The organism is Bartonella grahamii ATCC 700132 (assembly GCF_000518085.1).
In the GTDB taxonomy this organism is placed as follows: Bacteria; Pseudomonadota; Alphaproteobacteria; order Rhizobiales; family Rhizobiaceae; genus Bartonella; species Bartonella grahamii.
In genome coordinates this window covers 39,217-57,967 of record NZ_KI912378.1, presented here as the reverse complement: position 1 = coordinate 57,967, position 18,751 = coordinate 39,217, and the positions used below count along the sequence as shown (strand labels likewise).

Below are 18,751 nucleotides of genomic sequence, written 5' to 3'. Positions count from 1 at the left end.
GCCTTATTAACAGCGTCAGTGGCTTTTTCCTCCGCGCTAGATGCCTTATCAACTTCATCAACTTTATCCGTATCATGTGCAGGATATTCGGAAGCCCTTCGTGCCGCACTTTGAACAAGTGAAGTAGAACAAGCCATGAAAACCGCCATATAAAAGAGTGTTTTCCAATTGATTTTACGATACATTCTTTTTTCCCCTTAAGAGCTTATTGAATAGTTGAAACAAACAATCTTCTTTTTAATGACTATTCATGTCACTCAACGTTGTCACAGCACGTCGATTTTGATTCCAACAGGAAATATCATCACAGACCGCTACAGGTCTTTCTTTTCCGTAAGAAATTGTTTGAATCCGTTGTTCAGACACACCTAGAGACACCAAATAGTTTCGCACAGCAACAGCACGGCGCTGTCCAAGTGCCAAGTTATATTCACGTGTTCCCCTCTCATCAGCATGACCTTCGATCATAATAGAATAATAAGGATAATGAAGCAACCATTCCGCTTGGCGCGTTAAAATACGTTCAGCATCAGCATCAAGTGAAGAAGAATCGAGACTAAAAAACACGCGATCACCCACATTAACCGTAAATTCTTGTCCTGAGCCTGGTGGCACCTGATTCAAACCAGCATCATTCATATAAGCGCCATTCATACCGTTAAGTGCACCGACATTTTTTTTGCCACACCCAGCCAAGCATAGTGCGAAAAAAAAGAGGACAGCTAAGGAATGAGAGAAGGTTTTTTGGGTAGAGCGCATAGTCCGTTTCTCCTTGAGTGTCGTAAAGAAGGGTAATTTCTTAAAAATATTTTCAAGAATAACCGTTAATTCCTAATGAAGACGAAATTTTTCTGTTTTTTTGGTCATCATTTTTATTTTTGAGTCTCTGCCAATTTTTCTTCTCTCCAGCCATTCCTCTAACATTTCCATAAGAAATGTTTCCCTTATATGTCATGGCTTTTTATGCATCATCTTGATCTTGACGATTTTTTTGCAGCGCATTCAGCTTTGCAAAAACTTTATCAGCATCAAAAGTCTTATGCAGATTTTCTTCACTCTCATTTTCCTCTAGGTCAGCGTTTTCCGTCACAGAAGCGGGAAGCAACGACCTATCTTCTTCTGCAGCAACAGGGCGATTTTTCGCCGCACGCTGGAGTTCAAAATCTAAATCGATTTGCGAACACAAACCAAGTCCTACAGGATCAAGAGGAACCAAATTTGCACTATTCCAATGGGTTCTAAGGCGGATTTGTTCAATTGTCGCTTTTGTTGTCCCAATCAACCGTGCAATTTGTGCATCTTTCAACTCTGGATGGTTCGTAACCAACCATAAGATACCATTGGGACGATCTTGGCGTCGAGAAAGAGGGATATAGCGCGCCCCTTTGCGTTTTTTTTCAGGAATATGCACCCTAGATTGAGAAATTTTCAAGCGTGCGTTTTGATCAGCCTCCACCCGTGCAATTTCACTGCGCGTCAATTGCCCAGAACTAATCGGATCTAAACCTTTAATACCATAAGCCGCATCACCATCGGCAATAGCTTTTACTTCCAAAACATGCAATTTACAAAATTCTGCAATCTGATCAAAAGAAAGAGCTGTATTATCAACCAACCAAACAGCTGTTGCTTTGGGCATCAAAAGTTGCGTTGCCATTTTTATAAATCCTCTTCTGCGCCTCTTCTATGAGGCCGGTTACCGCCCACTCAAGAGCACTAGAACTTTTTATATGTTAGGTCTCTCCAACCACTCCTAAAACAAAGCGAGGCATGGAATAAACCATTTTGCCATGAGATTACATTCTGTTATAGCGTTATTTTTGCTCAACGACAAGAGATCTCTCTTGTAATGATCCTCAACTAAGGTGTCTTTACCTTTAAGATGAATTTTCTTATAAAGGGTTTATTCGATTACTTCACCTCATGCTGTGGCACATTTATTCTGGTGGGATGCGTGTTTTATCGCCTTAAATTCTAAAGAGTATCCAACTGGAAAGAAAGCCCTAAAATAGGAAGGAAAACTATGGCTGGCCATTCACAATTTAAAAATATTATGCACCGTAAAGGGCGTCAAGATGCAATGCGCTCGAAAATATTTTCTAAACTTGCGCGGGAAATTACCGTAGCAGCAAAACAAGGTGCTCCTGATCCAGCCATGAATCCACGTTTAAGGCTGGCTGTTCAAAATGCCAAAGCACAATCGATGCCGAAAGATAATATTGAACGCGCGATTAAAAAAGCTTCAGGCACCGATGTCGAAAATTATGATGAAGTACGCTATGAGGGTTATGGACCAGGCGGTGTTGCCGTCATTGTTGAAGCTTTAACCGATAACCGCAACCGCACCGCTTCAAATGTGCGCGCCGCCTTCACAAAATCAGGAGGAGCCCTAGGAGAAACAGGATCGGTCAGTTTCATGTTTAATCGGATTGGTGAAATAATCTATAAGCCAGAAGCAGGGACAGCCGATAACATCATGGATGCAGCAATTGAAGCCGGTGCTGAAGATGTGCAATCAGAAGAAACCGGACATCATATTACCTGCGCATTTGAAGATATTGGTGAAGTTTCCAAAACACTTGAAGCAAAACTTGGTGAAGCAGAATCGATTAAAACGATTTGGAAAGCCACCACCCTTGCACCAATAGATGAAGAAAAAGCTTTGTCCGTTTTACGGCTGATTTCAATATTAGAAGAAGATGATGATGTACAAAATGTTTATGCCAATTTTGATGTCAGCGATGAGATTTTAGCAAAATTATCTGTATAATTCCTATCATTTGCATAAGCCCCCTCTTCATTCATGAGGGCTTCAAAAGCATCTGTCACCTTTCCTCTTTATCCGCACATATAAAAGCCCCGCGTCAATAGCGGGGACTAACCATTGGTGCAACAAGAAAACCGCCATTAATTCCAGAAAACATAACCCAAAAAAGAAAGCATAAAAAACTCTGTAGTCTCACGCCTTTCTTACATGCCCCAAAGATTATCCCTATAGCCCCTCTCTATTTAATCTTTTTGTTCTTTAAGATTAACCTCCCCACCCTCAAGTAATGAAGATGATCCGGTCTGTAAACAATTCGGATTTTCTTGACGTATTCCTATAACGAATCACTCATGGAATTCACTTGAAACTTAAGGCTCAACACACATCCACTCCCCTAAATATTCGCCATGCACTTAAAAAACACTTAAATATCTCAAGGAAGTTTACATGCCTTATATCGCCACACCTCAAATGACAGTGTTTTTACAACATCACAGAATAAAAATAAGCAAATGGAAAGCCAGAGCTGATTGTTTAGCAAAGTATTATCCAAAAAGCCGGTATATCTCTCTAATCCGTTGCGGATAAATTTTTGACTTTATAGCATTAACTTTATGGCATCGTATGTTTCATAAAATCATCGTATGTTTCATAAAATAATGTCATTTATCTTAAAAATCTGTCCTTTTGCTATTACCGATCAATCAATATTCTGACCTAAAACAACAGCGTACTTGAATAAAACACATCAGAGAGCAGCAGAAAAACACCCTTGACAAGAGTCTAGACTCTTCGCAAACCAAATCAAAGAGGAAGTCAAAAATATATAGAGAGACACTTTGAATAAAAAGTTGAAATCTAGAGACCTCAGAATTTTCGACTATATTTTTTCAAGATGTTGTTTTTGAATTTTTTTAAGCATTTTCCCCCAAGGAAATTCTATTGTCGATAAACAACCGTAGATGATAGATGAAATCTACATAACTCCCCATGCCCACTATAATTGATTCCTTCTTTTAAATAATTAAAGACAATTGAGATTCTGTAAACTTGAAACTGTATAGACTATATTCCTTCTATGTTCTGTTTTTAAGCATTTTGTTTTACTGTATATTGAGCAATGGCGACCATGCTGGATCCGAAGCATCATTGGGTGTAGGGAGTTGTCGTTCATTGCGTCCTGTAATGTCAATCGTATAGATTTTTGGTCCCATACCGGGATTTTTGCGAAAGAACATCAGCACACGACCATTGGGTGCCCAAGTTGGTCCTTCATTGTGAAACCCTGTGGTTAAAATTCGTTCTCCTTGTCCATCAGGGCGCATAACACCGATAGAAAATTGTCCGCTTAATTGTTTTGTAAAGGCGATATAGTCACCCCGTGGAGACCAAATAGGTGTCGAATAACTCCCCTCGTTTGAAGAAATACGCTGAATATCACTCCCATCCGCATTCATTTTATAGATTTGCGGCTTTCCACTACGATCTGAGGAAAAGACGATTTGTTTTCCATCCGGTGAATAAGAAGCAGAAGTATCGATAGCAGAAGTTGTTGTAAGTCGTGTCATCGTACGGGTTCGTAAATCCATGGTGTAAAGATTTGCACTGCCATCATTTTGTAACAAACTCATAATGACCTTTTGTCCATCAGAAGAAAAACGCGGAGCAATTGTCATGTTATTAAACGTTCCAATCAACTCTCTTTGTCCCATTTCAATTTGTTGAAGATAAACATGAGGTACTTGATTGTCCTCATAAGCCATATAGGTCATTTCTTGTCTTTTTGGGGAAAAACGTGGTGTAAGCACCAATTCACTTCCATCAGACATATAAATCAAATTTGCGCCATCTTGATCCATCATTGCTAAGCGTTTAATGCGTGCATTTTGGGGGCCTGTTTCATCGATAAAAACAATTCGTGTATCAAAATAACCACTTTCTCCTGTCATCTCACTATAGATCTCATCTGCGATCATATGTGCCACACGCCGCCAACGTTCTGTCGCGGTATAAAAACGCCGTCCTTTCAATTGTCTTTGTCCAAAAACATCCCATAAACGAAAATCGACCCTCAAACGTCCATCGATTTCTCTCATGACTTGCCCCGTAACTAAACCTTGCGCTTTTATTTTCTGCCAAGACGCAAAATGCGGTTGTTTATTAGGATTAGAAATGTTTTCAAGAAAATTTTCTTTATTAAGCGGTAAAAAAAGCCCTGACCGCTCAAGATCGGCTGTCACCACAGCAGATATTTTCAACCCAATCGAATCATTGGAAATAAAGTCTGTAATTGCAATGGGAATGGGATTAAAATCAGCGCTCGAAATAGTCCCTTTCAATTGCGCATAGCCCGATGAAATACTTGAAAGCCACAACCCACAAGTGACAATAAACCAAGCAAAAACTTTATGTCTCGTTATAGTCATCATGGAATGTGTCCTTTCGTTAAGCCAATTTATTTTTTCTCATTTATCATCTGATTTCTTGGAGGGGATCAACATTAAAGTCAAAACCTTGCCCCCATAGATCATATTGATCACGTGGGAGATCTGCATAAGGTTGGCATGAAAAGACAGCGGCGTACACCTGCCTTATCATAATAGCTTGTTGACTCTCAAGACCGCTTACGGGATCAATGATAGGATCGCCCATAACCATCCCTTCACGATCTAAATAAAATCGCAACCGCACAACCGGACGGTTTTTTAAATCGCCACCAAGCGCCACAAGTTTAAGCTTCTGTTGAATACATCCCCCCGCAATATTGACCAATGTTTGTGCCATTTTTGTGGTATCATCAATGTTTTTTCTTGCGCCCAAAGCTTCTGGTGTATGAGAACGTTTTGCTCCCCCTCCTTGTGACCGCGCACGATTGAGCAAATTATTTTCCTCCAGTGCTAAAATATCTTCAATAGTCTGTTTCTCTTGGTTTTTCTTGTTAAGCTTTGGCGTCTTTTGATTCAATGCAGCCGCATTCTTCCTTGGAAATTCTTCGTCAAATTTTGGTTTAAACTGTGGAAGAAAAAATTTTTCCGGAAGTGTAATTTTGGGTGCTTGATGAACAATCTGCTCTGCTGGTACCTTCTGTACCGTTGGAGCCAATTCTTTTGGCGATATCATCTCTTCATTTTTGTGCGCAGGCTTGAGCGCATCTTCCGGTGCCTTCAAAGGCATCTCAGGCGCAACCTTGGGGGTATCCTCCGGTGCTCTCAAAGGCATCTCAGACGCAACTTTGGGAGTATCCTCCGGTGCTCTCAAAGGCATCTCAGGCGCAACTTTGGGAGTATCCTCCGGTGCTCTCAAAGGCATCTCAGGCGCAACCTTGGGAGTATCCTCCGGCGCGCTCAAAAGCATCTCAGGCGCAACCTTAGGGGCATCCTCCGGCGTGCTCAAAGGCATCTTAGGCGCAACCTTGGGGGTATCCTCCGGCGCGCTCAAAGGTATCTCAGGTGCAACCTTGGGGGTATCCTCCGGCGCGCTCAAAGGTATCTCAGGTGCAACCTTGGGGGTATCCTCCGGCGCGCTCAAAGGCATCTTAGGCGCAACCTTAGGGGCATCCTCCGGTGTGCTCAAAGGCATCTCAGGTGCAACCTTGGGCGCATCTTCCGGCGCGCTCAAAGGCATCTCAGGTGCAACCTTGGGGGTATCCTCTGTTTTTGCTTCTAATAATTCTGGTTTTGTAAGTTCGGGTGCAAATGTTTCTGACGTGTTCTCGCTTTGTGGTAGCGATGCTGTTTCAACAGGGCGCAGCTTTTCCTTTGGTTGAAAAGGTGCTAGACTATCTATTTGTCCCTCTCCAATATGGCGTGCATCTTCTTTCTCTTGTGGTTGCATAGTTGGTTTAACGGCAGGGATTGCACGGATGGGAGCCTTCACAGATCCTTGTTGAGAGGACAACTCGTCCACTAAAGGAGCAAGAGTGATAGGAATTGCTTCCAATGGTTGTGGTAAAGAGACAGAGCTTGTAAACTGAACGGCTCCCCAACTGAGAAAAATGACATGGACCACAAGGGATAAAGCCAAGCCTCGTTTCATGCTATGATAGGAGTCTTTGTTCATTCTTTATGCCTTATTTATGACTTATATTTTTTCATTTTTAATCACTCTGAGCTCTGTTAAAAACACTTTAAAAACAACCGGTTATGCGAAAATTTTATTACTTATTATTTATTGTGCTAGACTTGCTAACGCAACTTGAGAAAACCCCGCTTTTTGAATATCTGCCAGCAGTTTTAATACTTGCTGATATTCAACAGTTTTAGCAACCCGCACAAAAACCCGTTGATCTTTTTGTGTAGCATCTTCTTCCAGAAGAGTTTTAAGGTGTGCAATCAGTGCTTGTGACGTTTCATAATAATCTTGATTAATGGCAAAGCGCCCTTGCGCGTCAAGTGAAACCGTAAGAGGCGTTTTTTGAGCTCGTACGGGACCCGCTTGACTATGAGGCAAATCTAGAGGAACACCGTTCACTAAAAGGGGGGCAGAGACCATAAAAATAATCAACAAGACCAGCATGACATCCACAAAAGGAGTGACATTGATCTCACTCATCAGTTGGCTTCGTGAATGATAGCGCCTACGTGTATTTTTTCGAGAAGAAGAAGAAGCAACAGAAATTCCCATGGGATAAGCTCCTTTTTATAATGAGGAAGGTGCTGTGCGTGTTTCATCAATACGCCGCGATACAATTGTTGAAAATTCATCGGCAAAATTTTCTATTTGTGCAATGATGCGCGCACTTTCATGAGTCAACTTGTTATAAGCAATAACGGCTGGAATTGCTGCAAACAAACCAATAGCAGTTGCCAAAAGCGCTTCTGCAATCCCTGGCGCGACAATGGCAAGTGATGTATTTTGAGAAGCTGAAATAGAAAGAAAAGACTCCATAATACCAATAACTGTTCCAAAAAGTCCGATAAAGGGTCCCGCAGATCCCAATGTCGCAAGAAAACTTAATTTTGATTCTATTTTTTCACTTTCACGCCCCAGCGTCAAATCCATAGCCTTATCAATTCTGCTCTGCAAACTTTTCGATGTATGGGTCCCTTTTTCAAGAGATTTTTTCCATTCAATCATTGCCGCCATAAAAACGGCAGATATACTATTGGTGTGTTGACTTTTACATGATGCATAAAGATCTTCTAGCGCTTTGCCTGACCAAAATGTACGTTCGAACTGCTTTATTTCACGCCGTATTCTCCGATACGTAAAAATTTTATCAAAAATAATTGCCCAACTCCAAATGGAAGCGAGCAGCAACCCGATCATAACACCTTTCACGATCCAACTCGCTTGCATAAACAAATGCAACATTCCAATTGTTTCCGGATTCGTTAGTTCACCATGCGGCATAATTTTTGTCCCTCTAAATAAAAGGTGTATTTTTTAAAATTCTATAAAACAGATTATTTTATAGTTTCTAAATTTAAGTAAAAAACCTTAGTCTCACATAAATTCATGTGCTAAAACAAGACTTGTTTCTTAAATTTCTTTAAAAAGTGATGACGAGAGACATCCCTCAACACACGCCCCCCCTCATTTCACAACAGCATTTATGAAAAATATAACGATAAAGCCTTCTCCATAAATGCTATAAAAATAAAAGATATAAAAATGCGTGATATCAAATCTATTATACACCACCATCTTTACGCTCATGAAAAGAAAGCTAAAACATCATACACGTTTTAAGCTCAAAATGCAGCGATAAATCTTAGCACTTGAAAAGATTCATAAGAGACATTTTTATTCCTTTCTCTAATGTTTTTGTATCCACTCACCAACCACGCTTGTGACATGTAAAAAAATGTTTTTGATGAATTGGCAGCAATAGGGCTTGAAAAGAAAAAATCTTACAAGTTTCAGAATTATCCAAAAGTGACAACGCAATGAATTATCATTATAAATAAATATGTTATAATCATGAAAGATTACGCTTTGCCTCAGACTATTGTTTCTCTCATTTTCCATCGAATTTAATACGGATACACCCTCGGGCACAAAAACGACAATAAACCACCATAAAATGCCTCACAACAATGTGCCTCACCCATGCACCCCTATTGTAAGTCCCATATAATCTAGTGTAAGTCTCATGTAATCTCATTGTGCTGTGAATTCGCCCCTTTCAATGCCCATCATCTCTCTGACACCATGGTATCACGTAAAAGCTTCTGTGACGTGAAAAAAGCCTTTTCACATCTTTACTTCATGAAAACTGGCTTCTTCGTTCTCTTTGCGCACTTGTGATATTTGATCGTTATTGCATTGAGAATGATATATAAGAAACATTTTTATAATTTTTATAATTTTTTTAATGATTTATATTGCTCTCTTATGATGTGTAAGTAAATGATTTTAATTGTTTCAACATGAATAAATTTGAAATGAAAGTATTTTATTCTATGACTCTATTGGGGTTTGTACCCGTGAGAAGTGATAATTTATCTTTCTAAGTCAATCTATTATATAAAATAATATGCTTTTGAAACTTTAAATCAAGAATGCATTTCTGCTTTGTATACATTGATCTCTCACTCATTCACTGCGTTTAGAAGCGCAGATAAAGCCATGTATTATGGATGAAAATGGATAGGACATGCGCTCTTGTGATACCAAATGACAATCCAGTAAAAAACAAATCAAATTGCTTAAAATACTCTTTGGGTGTTTTGAGAAAATTTTTGACCTAATAGCTTATTATCACTTTATTGCAATATTGTGCTGGGTATGTGCATTTTTATAAAAATAAATCTTAATCCATTTTTTATTTCTTTTTTGTCTTGTACTTTTCTGCTGTTTTCTTATGCCAACGAACCTTTCTTCAAAAGAAAGAAAATATCTTGAGTTTATAGCAGAAAATGGATGATGAGACATTGATTTTGAATCATAACATGGATGAGGCGTGTTTAATTTTGTGGGATATCATCTTCAATTTAGTGTAGTTATTGTAGCAGAGGTGCTTTCTTTTGATGTATCATGTGACCTTGTTGGGAAACATTTAGGCTATGATAAATGTATGGTCTTAGATTGTAGGTTACTTTATATCCCCTGATCTCTCCTGAAGCTGCTCGCTCAATGAATAACACTTTTAACCAAGCATTTTTGCAAAAAGTTCTTTGGGTAAACGTCGCGGTTTTGCCTCCTCATTAATCAGAGCAATTTCAACTTTAGCTGTTACCAACGTGGTCGCCTCATGCAAAATAGATTGCTCCATAAAAAAGCGTGCCCCTTGGATATGAGTAACACGTGTTTTAACGACTAAAAGATTATCAATTTTAGCTGGTCTTGAAAAGTTAATTTCCATATGACGCACAACAAAAAACAGTTTTTCCCCCTCAACCCCTGCTGCTAACATCTTATTATTAAAACCGGTATCCCGTAAAAACTCTGAACGTCCTCGTTCAAAAAACTCAAGATAACGCGCATGATAAACCACACCGGAAAAATCTGTATCCGCAACATAAACGCGGACCTGAAAATTATGAAAAGCATTTGTATGATTGTTCTTAAAAGGAGTTATTTCTGTCATTGGCTTCATGTCCCATAAAATCATCTAATATAGCAAGTTGTTTATAGATCAAAAGATTGAACACATTTTTGTGTTGAAGTTGTGAAAGCAAAATCCCCCCTTAATAGTGCAAGACCTTTTTGGTCAGAATATGCTAAAAGAAGCACGTCTCTTGTATTTTATGACCTTACTATAAAATATTCACATAGTTTCTTTTAATTAAAGAGAATGTCTTAGTCATCTTCCCCCTCCCATAAAGACGCCTGAAGTGATGAATTGTCTTGAGCATCAGAAAGTTGAGAACGCCTTTGTATAGACGTTGTAGAGACAGGAGCAGAAAGCCCTAAATGGCTCCAAGCCTTTTCAGTTAGAATGCGTCCACGAGCTGTTCTTTGAATAAAACCTTGTTGGAGCAAATACGGTTCAACAATATCTTCAATGGCATCGCGTGGTTCTGATAAAGCAGCAGCAATCGTTTCAATCCCCACCGGTCCCCCTAAAAAAGTTTCCGCAATCAGGAGCAAGTAGCGGCGGTCAAGCGGATCAAGACCAAGATGATCGACCTCAAGGCGCGAAAGCGCTTCATCAGCGATTTTTTGGTCAATTTGTTTTGCCTGTTTAACCAAAGCAAAATCACAAACGCGCCGTAAAAGCCGTCCAGCAATACGAGGAGTCCCCCGTGCTCGGCGTGCAATTTCATGAGCACCATCATCACTGATCTTGACGGCAAAAAGCCGTGCATTACGCTGCACAATATATTCCAATTCTTCTATAGTATAAAAATTGAGACGAATTGGGATGCCAAAACGGTCTCTCAGCGGTGTGGTCAAAAGCCCCAAACGTGTGGTTGCCGCTACCAAAGTAAATTTAGCCAGATCAATTTTCACCGAGCGTGCCGCCGGCCCCTCCCCAATGATCAAATCAAGTTGATAATCTTCCATAGCTGGATAAAGAATTTCCTCAATCGCCGGATTTAAGCGATGAATTTCATCAATAAACAAAACATCACGTTCTTCGAGATTGGTCAAGAGAGCGGCTAAATCTCCTGCTTTAGCGATGACCGGTCCTGACGTAGAGCGAAAATTAACGCCTAATTCTTTTGCCATAATCTGTGAAAGTGTTGTTTTTCCCAGTCCCGGTGGTCCTACAAACAAAACATGATCCAGCGCTTCTTGCCGCGTTTTTGCTGCTTCAATAAATATTTTTAAATTAGCCCGTGCCGCTTCTTGACCAATAAAATCATCGAGAACTTGTGGTCTTAAGGAACGATCTGGATCGTTAGGAAGGGGAGCGGAACCCAGAAGGCGTTTATCTTCATCTTTATGCATTGTTACCTTAATTTTAAGTAGGAGAAGAAAGCAATTTGAGACTATGGCGGATCAGCAGGGCAGAAGAAACAGTTTCCCCCTCAAGAGCGTTCATCGCAAGAGCAAGAGCACGGGATGCATGCTCGCGTTCAAACCCTAGCTTCATCAACGCGGAAAGCGCATCATGCGCAGGTTGATTGGTCATCTCACGCTGAGGAACCGAAACAGTCTTGACCGCTTGTTCAAAGGGGAGTGTTTTACTTTTCAGCTCACCCACAATTCTTTCACTGACTTTTTTACCAACGCCCGGCGCTCGACTAATCATCGCAACATCGTTTAAGGCAATAGCCTGTGCAAGTTCATCTGGCGATAAAGTACCCAAGATTGCCAAAGCAACCTTTGCCCCTACTCCAGGAACATTTTGTAAAAGACAAAACCACTCCTGTTCAGCTCTTGTAGCAAAACCAAAAAGGCGGATTGCGTCTTCCCGAACATGCGTTTCAACAAAAAGACTTAACGCCTCCCCAACAGAGGGTAAAGAAGGACGGAGCCGATTTGACACAAAAACAACATAACCCACACCATGAACATCAAGAAGGATATGATCATCAAAGATATGTTCAAGGGTGCCCTTTAATTTACCAATCATGCTTCCACCCCAATCATACCGCCATCCTTGCCTGATAAGATCGGTCAATACTCTTACGATGCATACTATGACAAAGAGCAAGAGCAAGAGCATCAGCCGCATCACTGCTATCAAATTCAGCCCGTGGGAGGAGAACTTTGATCATCATATGGATTTGTTCTTTAGCCCCATGCCCAACACCAATAACCGATTTTTTCACTTTGTTGGGCGCATATTCAAAAACAGGAAGATTTGCTTGGGCAGGAACCAGCAATGCAATTGCACGCGCTTGCCCAAGTTTTAAAGTCGCTGTAGCATCTTTGTTGACAAACACATGTTCTACAGCGGCTTCATGGGGCATAAATTGATGCACAACCTCTGAAAGACCTTTGTGGATCTGACATAGTCTAGAAGCCAGCTCACACTTTACATCAGAAGAAACGGTCCCTGCTGCAATAAACTGAAGACGATTACCAGCAACATCGATAACGCCCCACCCTGTACGCCGCAATCCGGGATCAATGCCTATAATACGAATCGTCTCTGCCATAAACTACAGTCTATACACTTTTCCCCCCTATGAATAAAGATGTGAATAAAGACAAGACCACAAACAAAACAGCAGCACAAGACAAAACCAGTAAAAAGATGATCATGCCCCCCAATTATAACACGCAACGAACAGCATCTTTATGGAACATACTTTATGAAGCATAACTGAAATCAATCAAAACCATTCACACATCACAAGCAAACACCCTATAAAACATAAAAATCCCCTTTCTTTATCATGTCCAATGCCATAACAGTAAACATCGCAAGCGAGCAAATAGAGAGTGCTAAATTGTACATTCATTAAGTATAAAGAGACTATGCAATGGATGCTATACACTTTGCGGAAACTTTTTACGTTATAGCATGACGCTACCACAATAATTCAACAAATTGATTTATAGAGATAATTCATTATTTTGTATGTTGAATAAGAATCCCGAATATCGTAAGATTTTCTCATTACAAACCTCTTTATATTGGATCAATCAAAATCTTTTATCTGCACATCACACGTGGGATTTCCGTGTGGAGTGAACCTGTGCAAGAAAGGACTAAAAATGCCTCTAATGAACCGTCTCAAGTGCCAAGGGCTGTCGCAACATTGAGGACTGGCAAAGATGATGATAGTGCCAGCTTTTCCCTTTGCAAGGGTAAAAATGCGCGGTACCCAATGGATGTAAACAAGAACTGAGAGGTGTTTTTGAATATGCCCATTACACCACAATGTCATTGCATAGAGAGGGGACATTGCATGGGGGCACAGAGAACCCCTGAGGCATTCATTATATGGCACTTTATTTTGGATGTTTTATTTTACGCGAAGGACATAACTTCCATTCAAAACAAGAGAAGCCCAAAAACTGAAACAATGTGTATCATCCTCATGCGCTTTACAGCAACTTTATAGGCATAAATTATAGAGCATAAATAAATTGATGTACAAGCCCCAGCTCTATCTAGCGCTTGATCATTATCATAGCCAAAACAAAATCACACGATATATCAACAGAAAGTATTCCAGCTGCAATCAACCAAAGCCAATTGCCACAAGAGCAACCATACCCCGCCCATGTCATAATTCGAAATCAATACCTATACACCTCCTCTCAGCTATAAGCTCAAGATATTGCCTACGCTCAAATAGAAATTAGGCAGAAAAAAGCACTCTAGATTGGTTTTAGTTGTGACATTTTGGTTGAAAAAAATGGGTAGATTGCTCTAAATATCGCAAGAAAGAAGCAAGGAGCTATATTTCTCAGAACGCCCAAAAGCTGTTTTCAGTAATTCGATTTGTTTTCCCACTGGATTATCATCGCTTAAACTACAGCTTCCCCCTATTTACCAGAACGCTTAAACTACAGCCGCATATCTAAACGAAAAAATGCACGCTCCTAAACGCAATGAATGAGAAATAAATTGGCAGAAAATTTCTGGCAATTCATGCCAATGAGGGGTTTAAAGTTCCAATATTGGTGTATGAAGTGACACTTTTACAATTTCTTTTTTATTTGTTCTGATGACATTTCCCTTCGCTCAAAGCAAGGGAATACCTCTAAGAACGCCCAAAGGCTGTTTTGAGCAATTCGATTTGTTTTCCTACTGGATTATCATCTTCTAAAGCACAGGAGGCTGCAGTTTCCCACCCAGCACGCATATACTGTATGCGCGCTTCTAAACGCAATGAATGAGAAACAAATTGGCGGAAAATTTCCGGCAATTCATGCCAATGAGGGGTTTCAAGTTCCAATGTCGGTGTATGAAGTGATACTTTTACAATTTCTTTTTTTATTTGTTCTGATGACATTTCCCCTTCACGCTCTGCGCGAAGAAGAAGGAGTTGAGAAGCAATTTGCATCAGTCGTGTACTTAAATACATAGCCTCTTTCGCATAGATTGCAGAAACTTCTGCCGAAAGGGAACGTGCTACTAATTTCCCTTCTGAATCAATATACGCTGCAGTTTTTTCAATCAGCGCCATTGTTTCTTCATAGAGACGATTAAAAGCATTTTCAAAAGCATTATGCTCAATCATGATAATAGGTTCATCATATGGACGTTTATGTACACTCACGCTTTTATACTCCAAGTATCAGCACAAAATTACACTACTCAACGAACAGAGTATTAAAAAGTTTCTTTTGTTGCTGTATAGAACGCTTTTTTTTAAAACTGCTACCTCTTTTATTTTTTTTGCGCAACGCGCTTTTTATACTAAGGTTAACGCACCCAACAAACACTATAGGAGCATTTTTCTTATAAACGGATCAGTTTCCTTGAAAAGGACCTCTGCCAAGATCGCCGTTTTTCACAATAGTAGGCGACTCCAAATTGCAGAGCAATACCCGTTATTATTAAGAGGGTATCGGAAAAAACCGTTTCTGTCATCACTGTTTTTATAATTTGTCCAAACATCGCAAAAATGGTTCCCGTTACAAAGACCGGTAAACTATGTTTTCCTAAGATTGCTAAAGGATGTTTCTGAGAGACACAAAACCATTTATTGATGCTCGGTAAAGAAAGAATGAGAAAGGCTAATGCAAGAACATGGAGTAAACGTGGCAAGCTTAAAAAGGTTTTATTAAAGTTCAACAATGGGGAAGACCAGCCAAGCCACCCCAAAATGCCCCACCAGTTTAAGCGAACCCATAACAGTGCCAACAAGAGATAAGCTGCCGCACAAACAATCCAAAAAGACCGAAAAGCGATTGTTTTTCCTTGTTTAAGCGCTAAAGTACTGGTCAATCCTATGACGAATAAGAATTGCCAAGACAAAGGGTTTAAAAACCACTTTCCTTCTAATGGATAAGAAGGAGGAGCAATTTTATAAAATCCGCAGATAAGATACAGCGTAAACGAGCCCAAAAGCAGCCACTTTGTCTGTTTACAGCTCAAATAAAGGATAAAAGGCGCAAAAAACATCAAAACGATATAAAGTGGAAGAATATTATTATATCCCAATTGATGCCCAAAACTTACGGTACTCAAAAATGCGATAACAGGCTCTGTAAAAAAGAGTCTCATATTGTTCATTGATAAAAGTTTTTCTGTGCGCCATAATAAAAAGGCAGCAAAAAAAAGGCTTAACGTGACAAAAGTAGTAAAAAGATATGCGCCATAGAGCTGCAAAGCTCTGTACCAAAGTTTTCGGATAATAAAAGCAAAGGATTTTTGCTGTAACCGTCCATGAAAGCTTAACCCAAGAGCAATCCCTGAAAGCAAAACAAACACTTCTGCACAATCAGAAAAACCGAAATTTCTATGGGTAAAAGACTCATAGATCGTTCTGGGAATATGGTTGATGAAAATCGTCAATAAGGCTAAAGAACGAAAAACGTCAATACGTGTATCGCGACGAAAAGGTTGAGTTTTATGCTCAAGAACACCTTGGTATTTCATCAGTGGACTCCCACACGCCACAAACCCCTTGAAGTCCCATAAAAATGGTGGTTACCCTTATTGCCAACAAGCATAAACGGGGTGAATTTTTAAGAGTCAAGTTTCATTTTAAGCGTTTATTTTTTAAAAGGCAAAATTTTTTTAAAGGTAAAAGAACGAAAAGAATCCATACATGTATCACAGTAAAAAGGCGACATATTATGCTTAAAAACACTCTCATTTCTCATAAGCAGGCTCCCACGCACCCACAAATCCTTTAAATTACGTGAAAATGGTGGTCACTTTCATCGCAAATAAGCATAATAGAATGAAACTTTAATTTTAAGCATTATTTTTCTCTAAGAAACAGGGATTTGACATGACCAAACAAAAAAATAAACCTATTGATCCGCCTCTTTTCCCTCAGTTGATTTTAACACTTGATGTTCGGCGCAACACCCCACACACATTTTTGCAGCAAATTTTTCAAACAAAGTCTTTTGCATGCGTCATCCTCTATGATTCTGAAAAGTTGAAAGATGATAGCTCTTTTTTACAACAACAAGCGCAAACTTACGCAGAAGATATCCAAAATCATGACGCAGCCCTTCTTATTGCTGATGACAGCCGCATTGTTGGGCGCATAAAGGCTGATGGATTGCACATAGAAGATGATCTTAACGCTCTTGAAAGCTTCAAAAATCAGCAAAAGGAACAAAAAATCATAGGCTTTGGCAATCTACGCAATCGCCATAGTGCTATGCTTGCAGCGGAAACAGGTGTTGATTATCTATTTTTTGGAAAACTCGGTGCTGATAAAAAACCCCATGCGCACCCCCGCAATCTCCAGTTAGCAACATGGTGGGCAGAAATTATGCAAACCCCCGCCATTATCCAAGCAGGAAGCGATTTTTCAACCTTTGATGAAGTCTTAAAGACTGGATGTGAATTCATTGCTGTAGAAGAAGTGATTTTTGGGAACGACAACCCCTTAATACTGCTTAAAACAATGCAAGAAAAATGTGAAAACACCCCCTTGTAATATAGGAGAAGAATTTATAAATAAAGCGTTAACTTTTGTGCTTCTTATATAGAACACATAACGGCATATACAAATAGGAGAAAAGTTCGTTTCGTTCATTCGCAATTCAATCAGATCGCTTCATCACGCAGAAAAATTTCCCATTATTTAGTCAAGTTTTCCCACGCTTCAATCAATTGAATGGAAGGTGACCGTCTTTTTTTGTGCATAGTATAAGAAAATGAATAGTGAAGTATAGCGGAACCTTCGAAGACCTTAAAGATATAGTTAAAACAGCTGGATATAAAATCACGGAAGTTAAGTTTCTATCACTTAATTCTTCTAGAGGATATCAGATCAAAACCTCCGAAGGAGGCGTTATTAATTGGTATGAAAGCACAGGTACACTCAACGTTCAAGGCAAAGAAAACATAAAACAAAAGCTAACAGAAGATTTAGCAAAGCATCTAGAAGAAACATCAACGATTCCTTTCTCAAAAACTGCCTCCAACACCTCAAATAAAAAAATCTTTATCGTTCATGGCCATGATTGTTATGCCTTAACGGAGCTTGAAAATGTTCTTCTCAAGCTTGGTCTCGAACCATACATCTTACAAAATACGAGTGGCAATGGTTTACCCATCATTCAAACTTTGAAAAAAGAAATTTGTGATAGTTCTATAAGTTTTGGTATTGTACTCCTCACGCATGATGACATGGGTTATGCTATATCTCAAGGTGAAGAAAAAATTCAACCCCGTGCACGACAAAACGTTATTTTCGAAATGGGCATGTTAGCTGCCGCGCTTCCTCTTGAGAGGATTGCTATTCTAAAAAAAGAAGGCATTGAAATGCTTTCAGATGTTAATGGAGTTTACTACCTTTCTTTTAAAGAACACGTAAACGAAACATTTCTCAAACTTATTAAGCGCTTAAAAAAAGCTGATCTCTCTTTTAATACAGATCAATTACTCATGCATTAAATTAAATTTGAATAATGCTTATGTTTATTTTTTAAAGTGCACGCCCAAAACCACACGTCACCCCACCACATTCCACAGACACACACACACCACATCCTATAGGCTCAAAGAAACGCTCATCCCCCACCCTTCCTCAAACAGCAAGCGATTGTGCAAATTTTAATGAAGAGACCGCAATTCATTACCATGGAAGAAATCATTTTAGTCTCTTTGATAAAAGCGGGGGCTGATGTCATGATTTTGGTAATCATTCCAGGGAGGTTGAAAGGCAGATAGCCTCTCATTAAAAAACAAATTTTGTAAGTAAAAAACTATTTTTATTGTAAATTTCCTGAAATTACTTTATGAATTAAAAGATGTTTTGGTCGCATACGCAACGACCAATAGGGCCTTGAAAACCCGAAAACTCAAACATGAATTTATCCCACTTTGTGGGTATCCCGGAATTCCGGGAGTTTTTGCTATGTCCAGGTGCTTCTTCGCACTAAAAGCAAAAAGGCTGATTTGAGTTCAGTATTTTCAAGCTCCCGGAATACTCATGCGAGGGCGCTCGCAATCGGCGGGGAAAAATGCAATCTCAGAATCTTGATATTGACCTTTTTATT

15 protein-coding genes and 1 pseudogene are annotated in these 18,751 nt (G+C 39.6%); 3 read left to right on the top strand and 13 right to left on the bottom strand.

The window, feature by feature from the left end; all coding sequences use genetic code 11:
• From U736_RS0110425 to U736_RS0110410, 3 genes and pseudogenes are all read right to left on the bottom strand, one after another.
• Window positions 1-185 (bottom strand): annotated as a pseudogene (locus tag U736_RS0110425) (hypothetical protein); the annotation flags it as partial.
• A gap of 52 nt (window positions 186-237) precedes the next feature.
• Window positions 238-759 (bottom strand): peptidoglycan-associated lipoprotein Pal, encoded by a 522-nt coding sequence (gene pal / locus U736_RS0110420; protein WP_015856939.1) that lies wholly within the window; start codon window positions 757-759, stop codon window positions 238-240.
• Window positions 760-961: 202 nt separating this feature from the next.
• Window positions 962-1,657, bottom strand: coding sequence for a DUF1013 domain-containing protein (locus U736_RS0110410; RefSeq protein ID WP_015856940.1), 696 nt, complete (start codon window positions 1,655-1,657; stop codon window positions 962-964).
• A gap of 366 nt (window positions 1,658-2,023) precedes the next feature.
• On the opposite strand from U736_RS0110410, the gene U736_RS0110405 reads away from it, so the two are divergent.
• Complete coding sequence (locus U736_RS0110405; RefSeq protein WP_015856941.1) at window positions 2,024-2,770, top strand: YebC/PmpR family DNA-binding transcriptional regulator; 747 nt, start codon at window positions 2,024-2,026, stop codon at window positions 2,768-2,770.
• A 1,100-nt stretch (window positions 2,771-3,870) separates the two neighbouring features.
• Here U736_RS0110405 and tolB read toward each other — a convergent pair.
• From tolB to U736_RS0110345, 10 genes are all read right to left on the bottom strand, one after another.
• Window positions 3,871-5,196, bottom strand: a complete 1,326-nt coding sequence (tolB, locus tag U736_RS0110400; protein ID WP_015856942.1) for a Tol-Pal system beta propeller repeat protein TolB — start codon at window positions 5,194-5,196, stop codon at window positions 3,871-3,873.
• A gap of 43 nt (window positions 5,197-5,239) precedes the next feature.
• The gene (locus U736_RS0110395; protein WP_026500767.1) at window positions 5,240-6,826 is read right to left on the bottom strand and encodes a hypothetical protein; all 1,587 of its coding nucleotides are present in this window, start codon (window positions 6,824-6,826) and stop codon (window positions 5,240-5,242) included.
• 108 nt (window positions 6,827-6,934) lie between these two features.
• Window positions 6,935-7,390, bottom strand: coding sequence for a protein TolR (tolR, locus tag U736_RS0110390; protein WP_015856944.1), 456 nt, complete (start codon window positions 7,388-7,390; stop codon window positions 6,935-6,937).
• A 15-nt stretch (window positions 7,391-7,405) separates the two neighbouring features.
• Window positions 7,406-8,119: a protein TolQ gene (gene tolQ / locus U736_RS0110385; protein WP_015856945.1), complete on the bottom strand. Its 714-nt coding sequence runs from the start codon at window positions 8,117-8,119 to the stop codon at window positions 7,406-7,408.
• Window positions 8,120-9,857: 1,738 nt separating this feature from the next.
• Window positions 9,858-10,298, bottom strand: a complete 441-nt coding sequence (gene ybgC, locus U736_RS0110380; protein WP_026500766.1) for a tol-pal system-associated acyl-CoA thioesterase — start codon at window positions 10,296-10,298, stop codon at window positions 9,858-9,860.
• Window positions 10,299-10,510: 212 nt separating this feature from the next.
• Complete coding sequence (ruvB, locus tag U736_RS0110375; RefSeq protein WP_015856947.1) at window positions 10,511-11,605, bottom strand: Holliday junction branch migration DNA helicase RuvB; 1,095 nt, start codon at window positions 11,603-11,605, stop codon at window positions 10,511-10,513.
• A gap of 13 nt (window positions 11,606-11,618) precedes the next feature.
• Window positions 11,619-12,233 carry a Holliday junction branch migration protein RuvA gene (ruvA, locus tag U736_RS0110370; RefSeq protein WP_015856948.1) on the bottom strand — a complete coding sequence of 205 codons (615 nt, stop codon included), beginning with the start codon at window positions 12,231-12,233 and terminating at the stop codon, window positions 11,619-11,621.
• Window positions 12,234-12,246: 13 nt separating this feature from the next.
• Window positions 12,247-12,762, bottom strand: a complete 516-nt coding sequence (ruvC, locus tag U736_RS0110365; RefSeq protein WP_015856949.1) for a crossover junction endodeoxyribonuclease RuvC — start codon at window positions 12,760-12,762, stop codon at window positions 12,247-12,249.
• A gap of 1,557 nt (window positions 12,763-14,319) precedes the next feature.
• A complete protein-coding gene (locus tag U736_RS0110350; RefSeq protein ID WP_015856950.1) occupies window positions 14,320-14,838 on the bottom strand; it encodes a DUF1465 family protein in 519 nt (172 codons plus the stop codon).
• Window positions 14,839-15,020: 182 nt separating this feature from the next.
• Window positions 15,021-16,163, bottom strand: a complete 1,143-nt coding sequence (locus U736_RS0110345; RefSeq protein WP_026500765.1) for an OpgC family protein — start codon at window positions 16,161-16,163, stop codon at window positions 15,021-15,023.
• A gap of 358 nt (window positions 16,164-16,521) precedes the next feature.
• Here U736_RS0110345 and U736_RS0110335 point away from each other — a divergent pair, with 358 nt between their 5' ends.
• Window positions 16,522-17,184 carry a thiamine phosphate synthase gene (locus tag U736_RS0110335; protein ID WP_026500764.1) on the top strand — a complete coding sequence of 221 codons (663 nt, stop codon included), beginning with the start codon at window positions 16,522-16,524 and terminating at the stop codon, window positions 17,182-17,184.
• A gap of 227 nt (window positions 17,185-17,411) precedes the next feature.
• Entirely contained in the window at window positions 17,412-18,146 is a 735-nt protein-coding gene (locus tag U736_RS0110330; protein ID WP_026500763.1) for a TIR domain-containing protein, read from the top strand.
• Window positions 18,147-18,751 lie beyond the last annotated feature (605 nt).